13 protein-coding genes are annotated in these 16,741 nt (G+C 62.5%); 8 read left to right on the top strand and 5 right to left on the bottom strand.

What is annotated here, in order from left to right; translation table 11 throughout:
• Positions 1-21: 21 nt before the first annotated feature.
• Together CKW13_RS17005 and CKW13_RS17000 are read right to left on the bottom strand one after the other, a co-directional pair.
• Positions 22-492, bottom strand: coding sequence for a DUF2271 domain-containing protein (locus CKW13_RS17005; protein WP_095109758.1), 471 nt, complete (start codon positions 490-492; stop codon positions 22-24).
• A 93-nt stretch (positions 493-585) separates the two neighbouring features.
• Complete coding sequence (locus CKW13_RS17000) at positions 586-909, bottom strand: PepSY domain-containing protein (protein ID WP_095109757.1); 324 nt, start codon at positions 907-909, stop codon at positions 586-588.
• Positions 910-1,041: 132 nt separating this feature from the next.
• Between CKW13_RS17000 and CKW13_RS16995 the strand changes: the two genes are divergently transcribed.
• Positions 1,042-1,701, top strand: coding sequence for a response regulator transcription factor (locus tag CKW13_RS16995; RefSeq protein WP_095109756.1), 660 nt, complete (start codon positions 1,042-1,044; stop codon positions 1,699-1,701).
• Entirely contained in the window at positions 1,698-3,092 is a 1,395-nt protein-coding gene (locus tag CKW13_RS16990; protein WP_095109755.1) for an ATP-binding protein, read from the top strand. The genes CKW13_RS16995 and CKW13_RS16990 overlap by 4 nt, the downstream gene beginning before the upstream one ends.
• A gap of 110 nt (positions 3,093-3,202) precedes the next feature.
• Here the strand turns inward: CKW13_RS16990 and CKW13_RS16985 are convergent, their stop codons facing one another.
• A complete protein-coding gene (locus CKW13_RS16985) occupies positions 3,203-4,171 on the bottom strand; it encodes an AraC family transcriptional regulator (protein ID WP_095109754.1) in 969 nt (322 codons plus the stop codon).
• Positions 4,172-4,273: 102 nt separating this feature from the next.
• Here CKW13_RS16985 and CKW13_RS16980 point away from each other — a divergent pair, with 102 nt between their 5' ends.
• Positions 4,274-5,524, top strand: coding sequence for an MFS transporter (locus CKW13_RS16980; RefSeq protein ID WP_095109753.1), 1,251 nt, complete (start codon positions 4,274-4,276; stop codon positions 5,522-5,524).
• A 77-nt stretch (positions 5,525-5,601) separates the two neighbouring features.
• On the opposite strand, the gene CKW13_RS16975 is transcribed toward CKW13_RS16980, so the two are convergent.
• A complete protein-coding gene (locus CKW13_RS16975; protein WP_095109752.1) occupies positions 5,602-6,516 on the bottom strand; it encodes a LysR family transcriptional regulator in 915 nt (304 codons plus the stop codon).
• 269 nt (positions 6,517-6,785) lie between these two features.
• Here CKW13_RS16975 and CKW13_RS16970 point away from each other — a divergent pair, with 269 nt between their 5' ends.
• From CKW13_RS16970 to pgm, 4 genes are all read left to right on the top strand, one after another.
• A complete protein-coding gene (locus CKW13_RS16970; RefSeq protein ID WP_095109751.1) occupies positions 6,786-7,808 on the top strand; it encodes a zinc-dependent alcohol dehydrogenase family protein in 1,023 nt (340 codons plus the stop codon).
• 660 nt (positions 7,809-8,468) lie between these two features.
• Complete coding sequence (locus CKW13_RS16965) at positions 8,469-9,923, top strand: hypothetical protein (RefSeq protein WP_141233986.1); 1,455 nt, start codon at positions 8,469-8,471, stop codon at positions 9,921-9,923.
• Between the two features lie 85 nt (positions 9,924-10,008).
• Positions 10,009-11,409, top strand: coding sequence for a PLP-dependent aminotransferase family protein (locus CKW13_RS16960; protein ID WP_095109749.1), 1,401 nt, complete (start codon positions 10,009-10,011; stop codon positions 11,407-11,409).
• A gap of 117 nt (positions 11,410-11,526) precedes the next feature.
• Positions 11,527-13,170, top strand: coding sequence for a phosphoglucomutase (alpha-D-glucose-1,6-bisphosphate-dependent) (gene pgm / locus CKW13_RS16955; RefSeq protein ID WP_095109748.1), 1,644 nt, complete (start codon positions 11,527-11,529; stop codon positions 13,168-13,170).
• A gap of 125 nt (positions 13,171-13,295) precedes the next feature.
• Here pgm and CKW13_RS16950 read toward each other — a convergent pair whose 3' ends face one another.
• Positions 13,296-13,991, bottom strand: coding sequence for a pirin family protein (locus CKW13_RS16950; protein ID WP_095109747.1), 696 nt, complete (start codon positions 13,989-13,991; stop codon positions 13,296-13,298).
• A gap of 251 nt (positions 13,992-14,242) precedes the next feature.
• Between CKW13_RS16950 and CKW13_RS16945 the strand changes: the two genes are divergently transcribed.
• Positions 14,243-16,705: a UvrD-helicase domain-containing protein gene (locus CKW13_RS16945; protein WP_095109746.1), complete on the top strand. Its 2,463-nt coding sequence runs from the start codon at positions 14,243-14,245 to the stop codon at positions 16,703-16,705.
• Positions 16,706-16,741: the final 36 nt, after the last annotated feature.

Raw genomic sequence — 16,741 nt, 5'->3', positions numbered from 1 at the left:
AGCCTCCAGAAATGGCGGGTGCTACAGGTCGTAAGTAAAGGAACTGACGTAGGTATTGCCGGGCGCCGGCTTGCCTGCGCCCTCAGACGTCAAGGGCACGCTGACATCAGCGCGGGCATCGCGTTTGTCTTCGACGGCGCTGTCGATGCGGATCTGATACCCGGCATCAATCAGGGTGTCGGCCAGTTCGACGCTGACTTTGAGCGTGCGCCCGCTGCCGACACTGGCGCCGCTGACCCCGTCGAACTCGCTTGGGTTCATTGCGCTGCCCCGGGCCCAGTCGCCCAGATGCTTGTAGTACTTGGCCTTCTTACCGGCCACCCAAAGGGTTTTCTGGTATTGGCCGTTGGCGTCGGTCACGTAGATCGCCAGGTAAGCTTCATTGCCGCTGTAGTTCTTGAGCTGGGTGGTCAAGGTCACTTCACGGGCCTGGGCCAGGCCCGGCAGGGCAATGGCGCCGGCAAGGCAAGTGGCTGCGATGATCTTTTTCATGGGGGTGTCCTTTTTGATCGTTAGGCCAAGAGCCTGGACCTGCTTGCTGACAGCAACCTGAAGCGCAGGAAAAACTCATCGGCAGGTAAGGCATCACTCGGTGAGCGGGGTGCCGAGGTAATCCCTGGCATCGCCGTCGTCGAGGAAATGGATCTCGAACGTGCGCAGGCGCAGTGAGGCCGGCGAATAGCTGGCTTCGATGGCATTGCCTTTGCGGTCCAACCCCTTGAGCTCGTAACAACCGTCGTCGACCTTGATGCGTTGCACGCTCCAGCCGTATTGCCGCTCTACCTGCTGACGCAGGGTTTCGCGCGGTTGCCAGTCGCTCACCGGGTCGCTGCAATGGTCATCCGCCAGGGCGTAACCACTGAGCAGCAGGCTCAGCAGCGTGGTGTTGGCAATAAAACCTGATTTCATGATCTGTCTCCTGCCGAGGTCGGCGTCAGGGGCGTACCTTAAGGTGCATTCCTGACAACCAGCTGAATCTTCAGATTCACGTCAGGTAAGGCAATTAAGCTGCTGCACGACAACCATCCCAGGAGATGCCAGATGCGGGTTTTATTGGTCGAGGACGCAGCGGGGTTGGGGGAGGCAGTGCGCGAACAGATTGCCGATGATGGCCACGCCGTCGATTGGGTGCAGCGCCTGGAGCATGCGCGCAACAGCGTGCGCACCACGGTGTACGACTTGATCCTTCTGGATCTGATGCTCCCGGATGGCCGGGGGCTGGACTTTTTACGTCAGCAACGCTCGGCAGGGAACGTGACCCCGGTGATTATCCTGACTGCACAGGATCAGATTTCCGATCGTATTGCCGGCCTCAATGCTGGCGCCGACGACTACCTGGTCAAACCGTTCGACTTGTTTGAACTCTCGGCCCGTGTGGCAGCGGTGGCCCGACGTTATAGCGGCAACCCCAATCCGCAGATCAAGCTCGGTGATGTGCAGGTCGACATGAGCGCCCGCACAGTGCAACGGGCCGGCGCGACGGTGGACCTGACGGCGCGGGAGTGGGCGCTGTTCGAGGCTTTTGTGCAACGCCCCAGCGCGTTGCTGTCCAAGTCGCAGTTGGAGGACCGGCTGTATGCCTTCGGCGCCGAAATCGAGAGCAATACCATCGAGGTCTACATCAGCCGGCTGCGTAAAAAACTCGGCCGCGAGCTGATTGAAACCGTGCGGGGCATGGGCTACCGGTTGATGTCCGTATGAAGCCGTCGTCAAGCCTGCAAAAACGTCTCGGCCTGGGTTTGACGTTGGGCACGACCTTGCTGTGGCTGGCGGCGACCGTCGGTGCCTGGCTGGTGGTGCAACATGAATTGAACGAGGTGTTCGACAGCGCGCTGCAAGAGACTGCACAGCGCATCCTGCCCCTGGCCGTGCTGGAAATCAGCAACCGGGAAGACCCCACGCAGGCGCAGCATGTCGCCACCCTGAAAATGCACAAGGAACACCTGACGTACCTGGTGCGCGATGCTAAGGGCCAGGTGCTGATGCAGTCCCACGACGCCAACCCGAAGATCTTCAACCCACACCCTGTCGAAGGCTTTTCAACCACTAAAAAATACCGTTTGTACGGCGCCAGTGCGCTGCGTGAGACGGTGTTCATCGAAGTCGCCGAACCGCTGAAGCACCGCCGTGAAGCAGCGTGGGAAGCGTCGCTTGCCTTGCTGTTGCCTTTACTGGTGCTGATTCCCATCAGCCTGTTAGGCACCTGGATGTTTGTGCGCATCAGCCTGCGCAGCGTATTGGCTTACCGTCGTGCCGTGGAAGCGCGGGGCGTGGGTGATCTGTCGCCGATCAGCGGAGCGCGATTGCCGGCGGAAATCGCGCCACTGGCCGAGGCGGTCAATCATCTACTGGAACGTTTGCGCAAGGCGTTGGAGGCCGAGCGCAGCTTTACGGCCAACAGTGCCCATGAACTGCGCACGCCACTGGCCGCGACCTTGGCGCAGATTCAGCGTTTGCAATACGAAGCGCCCGAGGGCCCGTTGCGGTTACGCGCGGCTAAAATCGAAAGCGCGTTGCGCGAACTGGCTCGGCTCTCGGAAAAACTCATGCAGTTGGCCAAGGCCGAGGGGGGCGGGCTGTTGTCCGAAACGCCCCAGGACCTCATCCCGCTGCTGGCCCATGTGGTCGATGAGTGGTACCACAGCAGTGGGCACCGGATCGAGCTGCACCTGCCAACCCAGACGAGTGTGTACTCGACGATAGACCCGGACGCCTTCGCCATTCTGTTGCGCAACCTGATCGAGAACGCACTCAAGTATGGCGCTGCGGATCAACCAGTCGAAGTCAGCCTCACCCATCAGGCGCTGCTGCGGGTGGTCAATGGTGGTCCGCCGGTGCCCGCGCCGGTGTTGCAGCAACTCACCGAGCGTTTTGTGCGCGGTCACAGTGAAATCAGCGGTTCAGGGCTGGGGTTGGCGATTGCCAAAGCCGTTGTGCAGGGTGTCAACGCGAGAATGAAATTGGTCTCCCCTGCAACAGGGCGACAGGAGGGGTTCGAGGTCTGCGTCTGGTTACCGCTCGCCAAAATCCCAGCCGGTCGCCAGGCTGCGCTTGGCGCTCCCTGCGCGTCGAGAACACCCCCCGAGCGTTGAATTCGTGGCGTGGCACGGGCGACCCTATGGCTGGCGTACCGGTACATTCCTCGACGTCACGGGCGGTAAATGAATCACAGGCACGGATCATCCACTGCTTGCGCTCGGTTTCAAGTAACCGCGTGCTGCCTCACCTTGCGACTCACACCCGGTGTCTTACCCGTAATGCGCTTGAATGCGCGACTGAAAGCGGCCTGGGAGGTATAGCCCAAGCGCTGCGCCACCTCTTCAATCGGCAGCCTTTCGAGGGTCAGCCACTGGCTTGCAAGCCGCATTCGCAGTTCGGTGACATAGCGCAGCGGGGTCATGCCAATCGTCACTTGAAAGCGGTCCGCGAAGACCGAACGCGAGGTATTGCATTGCTCTGCCAACTGCGCGACGGTCCAGTCGCGGCCCGGTTGTTGATGGAGCGCCAGCAGTGCACCGGCCAAGCGTGGATCGCGCAAGGCAGCGACCAGGCCAGAAGCATTCCCGCAGGCGCACTCCACCCAACCGCGAACGACCATGGCGGCCACCACGTCGGCCAACCGCGCGAGGATACCGGCGAACCCGACACGGGCGGCACTGACCTCGCGTTCCATGGTGGTCAGGATTGGCACCAGCCCGGGGTAACGCTGGCCGCCGGCATCAATCAGCATGAGGCCCGGCATCAGCCGGCCAAGGCCATGGATACTGCCCAGTTCAAACTCCATGCAACCACTGAACACAAGGGTGCTCGGCGTGGGGCTGGCATCGGTTCCGGTATCCACCGCGCTGACGGTGTCACCTAAGGGCGCGCCGTTTAGACGGTCGATGTCTTGAACAGGCACGTGGGAATGGGAAGACAGTTGATGGGCTGCGCCGTGGGAGATGAACACGGCGTTGCCGGCAGACAGCGCGTAGGTGCTGCCGTCCTCCATTCGCATTAGCGCATTGCCGACGGCCATGAAGTGGAACCAGGCATGCCCAGGTTTTTCCGCGAAACCCAAACCAAAGGTTGGGCCCGTTTGGATACGCCGGTATTCAACGCCACGCAGGCGCATGCCACGCAACAGCTCGTTGATGAGGTCCGAGGAAAGCGCAAACTGATCTGCAGGCATCGTTCAGGTGTTTTAGTCAAAAAGTAGAGACTTTGGATCATAGATCATCCAGTTTTCGGCGCCTAGACTTCGGCTGGCAATGAATATTGGGAGATCCGTGCAATGACTGACTGTGTATGTAACGCCGTGTCCGACCGCCATCCTGGCGTCGGCGCGGACGTAGAGCCTGCGACGCCCGCGTGGATGGCCGTCTTCTCGTTGGCAATGGGTGTGTTCGGATTACTGACCGCTGAGTACCTTCCGGCCAGTTTATTAACGCTGATGGCGACCGACCTGGGAGTGTCCGAATCGCTGGCTGGCCAGGCGGTAACCGTGACCGCCGTGGTGGCGCTGTTCGCTGGCTTGTTGGTGCCAGGCCTGACCCGCGGCATCGACCGCCGTTGGGTGTTGCTGGGTTTTTCCACGCTGATGGTCGCCTCCAATCTGTTGGTCGCCGTTTCCTCCAGCTTCGCGGTGCTGTTGCTGATGCGCATCTTGCTGGGCATTGCCCTTGGCGGGTTCTGGAGCATGGCGGCAGCGGTAGCGATGCGCTTGGTGCCCAGTGCTTTGTTGCCCCGGGCGCTGTCGATCATTTTCAGCGGTATTGCCGTCGGCACGGTTGTTGCTGTGCCGCTGGGCAGCTATCTGGGCGGGCTATATGGCTGGCGCAGCGCGTTTTTTGCAGCAGCGGCGGTCGGCATGGTGACCCTGGCTTTCCAGTCGCTCACTCTGCCGCGCCTCGCGCCGCGCCGGCCGGCACGTCTGCGCACCGTGCTTGAGGTGTTACAGCGCCCAGGCATCGCCATCGGCATGTTCGGTTGTGTGCTGGTGCACAGCGGCCACTTCGCGATGTTCACTTATGTTCGGCCGTTCCTTGAAGGGACTACCGGCATCGGCCCGCAAGGGCTGTCACTGATGCTGCTGGGTTTTGGTGCGGCGAACTTCGTCGGCACGCTGTTGGCCGGCAGGCTGCTGGAGCGCCACCCGCTGGCCACTTTGGTACTGATGCCCGCGCTGGTCGGCGTTGCAGCACTGGCGTTGGTGCTGTTGCCGGCCTCGGTGCCGGGGCAGGCGGCACTGCTGGCGGTCTGGGGCTTGGCCTTTGGTGGTGTGCCGGTGGCGTGGTCGAACTGGGTCGCCAGCTCGGTACCCGATCAGGCGGAAAGCGCCGGAGGCATGGTAGTGGCCTCTGTGCAGTCAGCCATTGCCACCGGCGCGGCCGCTGGCGGTGCAATGTTCAGCCTCAGTGGCAGCGCAGGCGTATTCGTAGCGGCGGCCGTGCTGATGCTGCTCGCCGCGTTGCTGATTGCGTTGCGCGTCCGCGTCCCTTCAGCCTATGACGTTCGCCAGCCCAAGCCCGCGTTGCACCTTTGATCCGGTTTGCCACAGCGCCGCGATTCGTCCGTAATCAGGACTGAAACTGGACGAGTTCTGCGCCTGCCCGACGACGCCTAAAGACTCTCAGGATCGCCAAAAAACATCTGAATCCGCGAACGCAGCCAGCGCTCACCGGGGTCGTTGTCCTGGGAACCGCGCCAGGCCATGTGCAGCTCGAAGCTGCGTACCGGCAGGGGCGGGTCGTCGGCGCGCAGGCCGCCGGCGGCGGTGAGGGCTTGTGCGGTGTAGTCGGGCACGGTGGCGAGTATGTCGGTGCCGGCCAGCAGGGTGCCCAAGCCGTTGAACTGCGGTACGGCGAGTACGACATGGCGCTTGCGGCCGAGTTTTTCCAGTTCTTCATCGATGAACCCGCTCAGGTCGCCGGCGAATGACACCAAGGCGTGAGGGCGGGCGCAGAAGTCGTCCAGGCTCAGGGCGCCGGGCACGCTGTCGGCACGCAGCATCTTGGGCAGGCTGCGGCGCAGGATCTTGCGCTTGGCGTTGGCCGGCAGGTCGGTGGTGTAGCTCACGCCGATGGAAATTTCCCCTGAGGCCAATAAGCCGGGCATCAGGATGTAGTTGACCCGGCGCACGACCAACACGATGCCCGGCGCTTCGGCGCGCAGGCGCTTGAGCAGCATGGGCAGCAGGGCGAACTCCACATCGTCCGATAGGCCAATGCGAAATACCGCGGTGCTGGTGGCCGGGTCGAACTCGGCGGCGCGGCTGACAGCGGTGGAAATCGAGTCCAGGGCCGGGGAGAGCAGGGCGAAGATTTCCACTGCTCGGGCGGTGGGTTCCATGCTGCGCCCAGTGCGCACGAACAGCGGGTCGTCGAACAGCCCGCGCAGGCGCGAGAGGGCCGCGCTGATGGCCGGTTGGCCGAGGAACAGTTTTTCCGCAGCTCGGGTCACACTGCGCTCGTGCATCAGTGTTTCGAACACAATCAACAGGTTAAGGTCGACTCGACGCAGGTCGTTACGGTTCATCGGGTGTCCTGGCAAAATCGGCCAAGCGTGGCGGTACGCTTGACGAGAGCTGCCCGTTGAGAACAACGGTCGGCGTGAATCTTACGGGCAAAGGCTGCTACTCTGCACCGGCTAATTCATTTTTCCTACGTTGATGGTTCTGTTTTCTGGTCTGTATGCGTCGCGGAATCGATGACAGACATGTCGACTATTAATAGCCACGGGTAGTCTTGGCCAGAAAGCCCGGATAAAGTTCAGGGCATTAGAGGTTACTTTTGACGAGGTTTGCGATGTCCCGCACGATCCGTTTTCACAAGTTTGGCGCAGCCGACGTGCTCAAATGCGAAGAGCATGCGCCCGCGTTGCCCGCACCGGGTGAAGTGCAGGTGCGTGTCGAAGCGATCGGCATCAGTTGGTACGACGTTCTCTGGCGGCAGAACCTGGCGTCTTCCCACGCCCGTTTGCCTTCGGGCCTGGGCCATGAAATGGCCGGGGTGGTGACGGCGGTCGGCGAGGGCGTCGAGGACTTGGCGGTGGGTGACAAGGTCGCCAGTTTTCCGGCCGAAAGCCCCAATGATTACCCGGTGTACGGCGAAGTGATCGTGCTGCCGCGCAGCGCCTTGACCCGTTACCCCGATGTGTTGAGCCCCATCCAAGCCAGCGTGCACTACACGCCGCTGTTGATCGCTTACTTTGCCTACGTTGACCTGGCGCGGGTCAAACCGGGGCAGTTCGCCCTGGTCACCGACGCCAGCCACTGTGCCGGGCCCTCCTTCGTACAACTGGGCAAGGCCCTGGGCGTGCGGGTGATTGCCGCGACCAAGACCGCCGAAGAGCGCGAATACCTGCTGAGCCTGGGGGCCGAGAAGGTCATCGTCACCGAAGAGCAGGACCTGCTCATGCAGGTCAACAAGTTCACCGACAACCGCGGCGTCGACGTTGTGTTCGATGGCCTCGGCGGGCCGCAGATGTCGATGTTGGGCGACGTCTTGGCGCCCCGTGGCAGCCTGGTGCTCTATGGGTTGCAGGGCGGTAACCAGACACCGTTCCCGGCCTGCGCGGCGTTCCAGAAGAACATCCAGTTTTTTGTGCACTGCATCGGTAACTTTACCGGCAAGCCGGAACTGGGCATTGCCCAGGACCAGGTGGCGCTGCAACGAGCCTTACGCGACATCAACCAGCTCACCGCCGACCGCGTGCTGGTGCCGCTCAAGACCACCGTGTTCGCCTTCGACGAGTTCGTGAAGGCCCACCGCTACATGGACGAGTGCCCTTGCCGCGAACGGGTGGCGCTGCACATCGTCGCACGCTGAAGGTGGTTCCCAGCGCCAGCGCCCGAACCTGCGGCGCTGGCGTTTTTTTTGCTCGCAGTTTGGGGCCGCGTAGTTAGCTGACGTTGCGCCCCATCCTTATTATTTGATCCGCGCATCCGCGCATTGTCGTTAGTCTTGAAGGGCGAACGAGTGGGCGGGCCTTTGACGATCTATTAACGACAACTTTTTCATGCAGATATGCTGGTCTGAGTATCTGAACTGGTTTTTCGCGTAAATCTGTATCTTCCATTCATTAAGTAAGCCTTGATAATTGAATTATCACTTTCATCTCAAGGAATGAGTCATGACTGACGAGCTTGTTTTATATCGGCGCAGCACTGCTCTAGTTCGTGAAGAGCCTGCAGGGCAAGGGTTGCGGCCGAGGTTTAAGGAAATCATGGTGGGCCGGTTAGTTGGCTTGAGTGTGCGGTATAAGTGCTGTCTAAAAAACAATGTAATCATTGGTTGTAGGTTGTTGTAGGAATATTCTTAGGCAACTTTAGTTCCTTCCTGGTAAGGCTGCTAGTTTGGTGCAGTGTTAATATTTGGTAACTGAATGCCCTCCACCTGGGCGCACACTTTAACTTTAGCGGCAACCCACGACTCAAATCGAGGTTGTTCGCTTGCCACTGATATTTTGCAAATTCAGGTACATCGACCATGACTACTATTCACGATCAAGCCATGAACTATGTGTACCAGCAGGTGCTGCATCGCTTGCTGGGCTTCTTCTCCCGTGGTGAGCGCACCGCGTTGCAGCTGTTTATCCAGCGCCTGGTGGTCGAGGCCGGCGGGATGGAGCACATTGGTGGGCACAAGGTGCTGGTGACCCACTCCGGCACCCGCGAAAGCAGCTACACCCTGGCCTTCCTGCGGGCCGCCCAGTTGAGCATCGCCGGGCGCGCGCCCGCGACCTTCAACCTGCGGGTGGCCACCCTGCGTCATCCCGGCCAGGAGCAGGCGACGCTGAACAATATCCATCGCAGCTTCAGCGCATTGTTCGTCTACGACGATCCGCGGGTGGAAGTGCTGATGCTTGATGGCGCCGAGGTACTGGCGTTCAACCATCAGGCCCCGCTGTCGCCCCAAGGCCGTGAGTTGTACCGGCGCAATGTATTGATGAGCGGCCACCTGGCAGCCAGTGACCGGCACTTGGAAATGGGGGACAGCCATCGCCTGGCCTCGGGTAATTTTCTGGGCAAAGTGGCGTACTGGAACAAGGCCGTCGATACCCTGGTCAGCAGCCACAGCCCCCGTGAGCAGCGCCAGTACTTGCAAGCCTTTGTGGTGGCGGCGCGACAGCTTGGCCAGCGCGGCGAGAGCCGCGCAGTGCTGGACTTCGGTGACCTGTTCCGGGTCCTGAATGACTTTGGCCAGGACTACTATCGCCAGCTCTGCCCACAACTGAGCGAAACCTGCGACCACGCCCCTGGGCACTTCGAGGTACGCCGCCCGGTGTCCTACCTGGGCCTGCACGACTTGGTCAGCGAGAGCGAAGGGGCGCGTGAATCCCTGCTATGCGAGTTCCTCGGCATGCACTGGGACACCCCCTGCGAAAACCTCTACGCCAGCCCGCTGTTGATGACCCATGCCTATGGCTTGCAGGCGCGCTACGTCAATGGCTTGAGCTATGAAGAAGGGGTGCGCCAGTACCTGCAGTTGACCACGGTGCTGATGCGCAAGAAAAACCTCTGCGAGAACCTGATCCAGTTGACCTTGAGCGACTACAGCACTCCCGAGCGCATCGAAGATCGGCGCTTGCAGGCCGACCTGCTACTCAGCCAAAGCCTGGGCTTGAGCGAGGTGCAACTGGTGTGCCTGCTGTTCGCGCCGTTCGTCAATGGCGCGGCGGGCCTGGAGCGGTTCATGCGCGCCTGCCACCCGCAGATGTTGGTGGGCCTGGCAGAGGTGCATAAGGCGTTGCGCGGCGAGCCGGCGATGGACCAAGTGGTCCAGTGGCTGGGAGACGTCAGCGGTTTGCCACTGCCGTTGTTGGGCAAGCTGTACACCTTGCCTGCCCACGACAGCAACCTCCCGCCGCTGCCGGAAACTGGCGTGGCCCGGCACCTGGGTGAGCGTAGCGACGTGGCGCTTGAAGAGCCGATCGGGCGTTGAAACCCATGTGTAATGCCTGCAAACCGGCCCGGCTTCGTCAGGGATGGTTTTGCACCTGTGCTCCCTGGGCTGGCGGTGGTTGCCCATGAGAGGCGTGCGCCAGACGGACTTCGCCTATCAGGCGGTCTACCGTTACCTGACCAACCTCATCAGCGAAGTTGGCACCGATGCGCGGGTCAAGTTGCCTTCCCTGCGCCATTTGGCTGATCGCCTGAATGTCTCGATCTCAACGATCCAGTACGCCTATTCGCTATTGGAAAAGGAAGGGCGGGTGTATTCGGTGGCCAAGTCCGGCTATTACGCGCTCCCCGTCTCCACCTACAGCGCCTACAGCAGCGGCGCCGACTTATTGGAAATTCTCTACGTCAGCACACGCCGCCCCGACATGCTGGTGCTGTGCAACGACGAACCGGCCCTGCTGCAATCGCTGGACAGCCCCTTGCTGCTGCTCGAGCGCGAACTGGTGCGCCAATACCCGCGCCAGTCGCAAAGCCTGTCCCAACCGTGCGGCGAACTGGAACTGCGCACCGCCCTGGCGGCGCGTTACACCACATCGCCCCTGCGTTGCTGGCACGCCGACGACGTCTACATCGGCGCGGACCTGCGCGGGGTACTGGAAATCCTTATCAACGTGCTGGCCCTCAAGGGCGCCACCGTGTTGGTGGAGTCGCCCTGTGACTGGGCGATCCTGCGCCTGCTGCAAAGCGCCGGGGTGCAGGTGATCGAATTGCCCCTCAAGGACGACGGCTGCCTCGACCTGGCGAACCTGGTGCACCTGTTCGACATCCAGGACGTACGCCTGGTGCTCTTGTCCTCGGACATCAACATGCCCACCGGCGCCCGCATGCCGGTCAACGAGCGGCGGCGCCTGGCCCACCTGCTGGAGGTCAGTGGCTGCTGGGTGCTGGAAAACGACACCTACGGCGAACTGGCCTTCCAGCCGGCGCAGTGGCGCCTGCGCGACCTGGTCAGCGCCGATCGCCTGATCGTGTTCTCCACTTTCGAGAAAACCATCGGCCCGGAGGCGCCTTACGGCTACCTGCTGTCGCGCCAGTTGAGCGTCGAGCTGCAGCGCCACTTCCTGTTGCGGGCCTTTCGCCTGTCGCCGATCCGCCAAAAGGCGATCGCCCGCCTGTACGCCAATGGCCGCCTCGACCAGCACCTGTCGATCCTGCGGCGCATGCTCAAGGAACGTATGCAGCAAATGGTGCAACTGCTGCAAGAGCGCTTCGCCGATTCGCTGCAATGGTCGCTGCCGGCCGGTGGCGCCACGCTGTGGGTGCGCTCGGTGCGCCCGGTGGACGTGCGCCGGGTGTTCCAGCGCCTCCTCAAACAGCGCATTGTCGTGGCGCCGGGGGAGTTGTTCAGCATCTGCGGTTTCCACACCCAGAGCTTGCGCCTGAGCCACACCTACAGCGGCCCCCACAACTTGGAAGCGGCGTTGGGCAGCCTGGCCGACGCCCTGCGCCTGGAATGGCTGGACTGAACCGCCGGGTGCGGCAAAACAACTTGCAGGGCAGGGGATAGATACGGTCGCCGGGTGGTCAAAGTGCCAGTAAACTGCACGACTTTCCCCCGATCTCTCCTTTTCCCGAGGTTTTGCATGACAGTCAGTCCTTTGGCGGGCAAACCGGCACCAGCACATTTGTTGGTCGATATCCCGCGACTGGTGACGGCTTATTACACCGGCCAACCGGATGCCAGTGTGCCAACCCAACGCGTGGCCTTTGGCACCTCCGGCCATCGCGGCACCTCCTTTGAACTGAGCTTCAACGAATGGCATGTGCTGGCCATCAGCCAGGCGATCTGCCTGTACCGCCAGGCCCAAGGCATCGACGGGCCGCTGTTCGTCGGCATCGACACCCACGCCTTGTCCACGCCGGCCGGCACCAGTGCCCTGGAAGTGTTCGCTGCCAACGGCGTCACGGTGATGATCGCCGAGGGCGACGAGTACACGCCCACACCGGCCGTCTCCCACGCCATCCTGTGCTACAACCGTGGCCGCGTCTCGGGCCTGGCCGATGGCATCGTCATCACGCCGTCCCACAACCCGCCGCAGAGCGGTGGCTACAAGTACAACCCCACCAACGGCGGCCCGGCCGACACCCATATCACCAAGTGGATCGAGGCCAAGGCCAACGAACTGCTGGCCGCGCGGCTGGCCGGGGTCAAGCGCATCAGCTACGCCCAGGCCCTCAAGGCCGACACCACGCACCGCCACGACTACCTCAACACCTACGTGGCAGACCTGGCCAACGTCATCGACCTGGAGGCCATCCGCAACGCCGGCCTGCGTCTGGGCGTCGATCCGCTGGGCGGCGCCGGGGTGCGCTACTGGTCGGCGATTGCCGAGCACTATCGCCTGGACCTGGACGTGGTCAACACCAGCGTCGACCCGACGTTCCGCTTCATGTGCGTGGACTGGGACGGGCAGATCCGCATGGACCCGTCCTCCAGCCATGCCATGCAGGGCCTGATCGGCCTCAAGGACCGCTACGACGTGGCGTTCGCCTGTGACCCGGACCACGACCGCCACGGCATCGTCACTCCCAGTGGTGGCCTCTTGGCCCCCAATAACTACCTGGCGGTGTCCATCGACTACCTGTTCCAGAACCGCCCGCATTGGCGCGCCGATGCGGCCGTGGGCAAGACCGTGGTCAGCAGCGGCTTGATCGACCGCGTGGCTCGGCGCCTGGGGCGTCGCCTCTACGAAGTGCCGGTGGGGTTCAAGTGGTTTGCCGAAGGCCTGTTCGACGGCTCCCTGGGCTTTGGCGGCGAAGAAAGCGCCGGCGCCTCGTTCCTGCGCCGTGATGGCGGGGTCTGGAGCACCGACAAGGATGGCTTGATCCCGGCCCTGTTGGCCGCCGAAATGACCGCCCGCACCGGCCGCGACCCGAGCCAGGCCTACCGCGCCCTCACCGACGAGTTGGGCGAGCCCTTCGCCGTGCGCGTCGATGCCAAGGCCAACCCGCAGCAAAAAGCCCTGCTGGGCAAGCTGTCGCCGCAGCAGGTCACGTCCACCGAACTGGCGGGGGAGCCGATTCAAAGCATCCTCAGCCACGCCCCGGGCAACGATCAGGCCATTGGCGGTTTGAAGGTGATGACCGAAAACGGCTGGTTTGCCGCACGCCCCTCGGGCACCGAAGACATCTACAAGATCTACGCCGAAAGCTTCCTCGGCGACGCCCACCTCCAGCAACTGGTGCAAGAAGCCCAGGCCCTGGTCGATGGCGCGATCAGCGCGTAGGGGCAGGGCACCTCTGCATGCTTGCGCTCGGGCGCACAGCGGCCGTAAAAAACCGGCCAGGTGCTACACGCGAGGGGCGCTTTGCGCCCCCGCGCGGGCAAGCCCGCTTGCTACAACAACGGTGGCTAGGCGAGGTCGACCAGTACGACCTCGCTGTCTTGCAGCGCGGTGACGCGCAACACCCGCTCGTCTTCGATCGCCACCCCATCCCGGGCTTGAGCCCGTAACCCATTGACCTCGATTACCCCGGTGGCGGGCACCAGGTACGCCCGGCGCCCGGCGTCGAGGCTGTACTCGGCGCTTTCCCCGGCCTTGAGGTTGGCGGCCACCAGCCGTGCGTCGGCACGGATGCGCAGGCTCTGGTCATCGCCGTCCTTGCCGCTGGCCAGGGTCACAAACCCTTCGCGCAAGCCTTTGGGGAAAGGCTTGGCGCCCCACGACGGCGGCGAGCCGGCTTCGCTGGGCACAATCCAGATCTGGAAAATCCGCGTGGGCGTGGTTTCCAGGTTGTATTCGCTGTGGGCGATGCCAGTGCCGGCGCTCATCACCTGCACATCACCAGCCTCGGTGCGGCCCTTGTTACCCAGGTTGTCGGCGTGGCTGATGGCGCCTTCACGCACATAGGTGATGATTTCCATGTCCCGGTGGGGGTGGGTCGGGAAGCCGCTACCAGGGGCGATCACGTCGTCGTTCCACACCCGCAGGTTGCCCCAGTTCATGCGTTGGGGGTCGTAGTACTCGGCGAACGAAAAGTGATGATGGGCATCCAACCAGCCGTGGTGGGCGCCGCCCAGGGAAGTGAAGGGTCGAAGTTGCAGCATGAGCGTCTCCTGTAGCGGCGTGCCAAAGGGCTGTCCGCGGTTGATGGGAGGCATCTTCCATCAGCCAAGCATCGATAAAAAGCGCAAAAAATCCGCTGAATCAATCTGGTTTGTCGATGTTTTTTTTGGCCAAACACTCAGTCGCCACCTTCAATGAATCGCCTAAGCCAATGAACCACAAGCATTTGACTAGAACTCACCAGCGAATGGCGCGACCATAGCGCCCCACCGCCTCACACCCAGGAGTCAGCGTGTCGCAGCACAACCCCCAACTTCCTCCCGAACTCGTGCCCCTGGCGCAAATGCCCCTGTTCAAACGCCTGATGGCGCGGTTTTTTGGCCATGGCCTGAGCCGCTTGCACGCCCAGCACCGCGCTTCGTGGCTGCACGGCCAGGCGGACGGCTTTCGCAGCGGCCACAGCGCAGGCGTGGAATACGGTTACCGCGAGGGGCACCAGGAAGGGCTGGAAGCGGGGCGCCAGGTGTTGTTGATCCGCGATTCGCGCTGCACAGAGCACCCGGCTCCTGGCGTGGACGATCACCTGTTCGACGACTGGCGCCTGCCCCTGGGGGCGGAGCTGAAAAAACGCATCAAGGCCGATGTGGCGCGGCGGTTGCCCGAGCACAGCCAGCCCAGCGCCGCGCAGTGGAAAATGATCTTCAGCGACACGCCGTCCACCTCGGTAGTGGCCGGCGCGGGGGCGGGCAAATCAACGTCTCTGGTGCTGCGGGTGCTGGTGCTGCACCACTACCTGGGTTTCGAGCTCGATTCTCTGACCGTGGTGACCTTCACCCGTGAGTCGCGCAAGGACTTCATTCGCAAACTGATGGCCACCTTCGCCCTCTGGGGCCTGGCCCTGAGCCCGGCCCAGGGGCGCGACCTGGTGCGCACCTTTCACTCGCGCATCCTGCCCATGGTGCGCAGCCTGCCGGGGTTCGAGCGCTTGCAGGCGTTCGAGAACCTCAACGCCCGCGGCGGCGAGGAGGAGGCCGACAGCAACCCGTTCGACCTGCGCCTCAACGACACCCAGCGCCAGTACCTCAATGGCGCCTACCATCGCCTGTTCCAGAGCGAGGCGCGTTTTCGCGACCTCATCAAGCCGCTGTCGCGCCACGCCTTGCAGCTCAAGGAACTGGAGCGTGACCACCCGGACGTGCAAAAACGCGTGGCGGTGACCGAACTGGCGGCCCAGCGCGATGTGGAGCTGTGTGACAGCGTGGAAAACCTCTGGCGCCAGGCCAAGGCCTGGCCGATCAAGGGCATCGAAGCCAAGCGCCAAACCTTCCAGATCAACGGCGCTACTTTTCATTGCCACGGCTACTGCCGCGAGTTGGAGGCCTGGGTGATGCTCGGCTTCGATCCGGGGGAAAGCGCCCAACTGACGCGCCCCGGCGCCCGTCTGTCGGTGCGCGCGGAGTGGGCGGTTAAACGCACCCTGTTTCAAGCTTTCTGCGATAAACCTTTGATTTGGTTGGATAACTACCAATCAGGAAAACGTGTCTTAGCCACCCTGGGCGGTGATGCCAGCGCCGGGCCGGGTTTCGACTACAAGGTCAAGGGTGAGCTCAGTTCCGCGCCTTTGCTCGACTGCTTCGTAGCCGCCGCCAGTTTTATCGAAAACCTGGGGCTGGACGTGCCCATGGCCGTGGGCCGCATGCGCTTCGCCCAGGACGACCCGGACCGTTTCTTCTTCGAGGCCCTGAGCCTGTACTGGCGGGCCCTGGAAGACCACTTACTCGACCAGTCGCCGCCGATCATGTCCTATAACCGCATGTTCGCGCTGTTTAGCGAACATTCGCCGCAGAACTTCAAACTGCTCGGCGACGCCACCCTGCGGCCGTTGTCGCACCTGATGATCGACGAATTCCAGGACGTCTCGCCGCAGATCGTCTCGTGGCTGCGGGCCAGCCTGCGGGAAATCCGCAGCCGCGGCCCGGCCATGCACGTGGGGCGCGGCGCACAACGTTCGTCGCTGCTGTGCGTGGGGGACGACTGGCAGTCGATCTATGGTTGGCGCGGCAGTTCGCCCCAGTACTTCATGGCGTTCAACAAAGAGTTCCCGTCGCCTGCTACCACCCGGGTGATGCTCAGCGACAACTACCGCAGCCACCAGCACATCATCGATGCGGCAGAGCACATCGTACGAGCGGCTGCGACCATCCCTGGGAAAAAGGCCAAGGCTTGCGGCGAACCCAAGGCCTTGGTGCCGGTCACCGTGCTGGAGCGCGATGGCCCGGCCCTGGCCCAGCGTTTGATCGAGCATTATCGCCAAGGCGATTCGATCTTGATGTTGTATCGAGGAGTGAGCGATAAGCTATTGATTGAAGAGCATATTCAGTCTGTAGTTAATGTGGATTCTAGCTTGCCTCCCGAGCAGCGCCGCCTTAAACAGCTGACCTATCACAGCGCCAAGGGCCTACAGGCGGATGCGGTTTTTCTGCTGGGCGATTGCCAGCACTTGACCCGTTCGCCCTACAAGAACCAGGTGTACCCCTTGGCCGGCCTGGGCCGTGACGGCGACGCCGAGCCCTATGACAGCGCCCAGCAGGACGAAACCCTGCGCCTGGCCTACGTGGGCATTACCCGGGCGGTGAAGCACTGCTACTGGTATGTCGATGGGCCTGACGGGCGAGCTGCTCACCAGCCCAAGGCCTCGGACCGGGTGGCGGGGGATAAGCCGTTCTTCAATGACCTGCGGGGTGCAAAGGGCTGATGGGGCAGGCTGATAGCTCACCCTGTGGGAGCGGGC

The sequence above is a fragment of the Pseudomonas sp. Irchel 3E20 genome (assembly GCF_900187645.1).
Lineage (GTDB): Bacteria > Pseudomonadota > Gammaproteobacteria > Pseudomonadales > Pseudomonadaceae > Aquipseudomonas.
The sequence above is the reverse complement of the archived record's forward strand: the minus strand, read 5'-3'. Positions and strand labels throughout refer to the sequence as shown.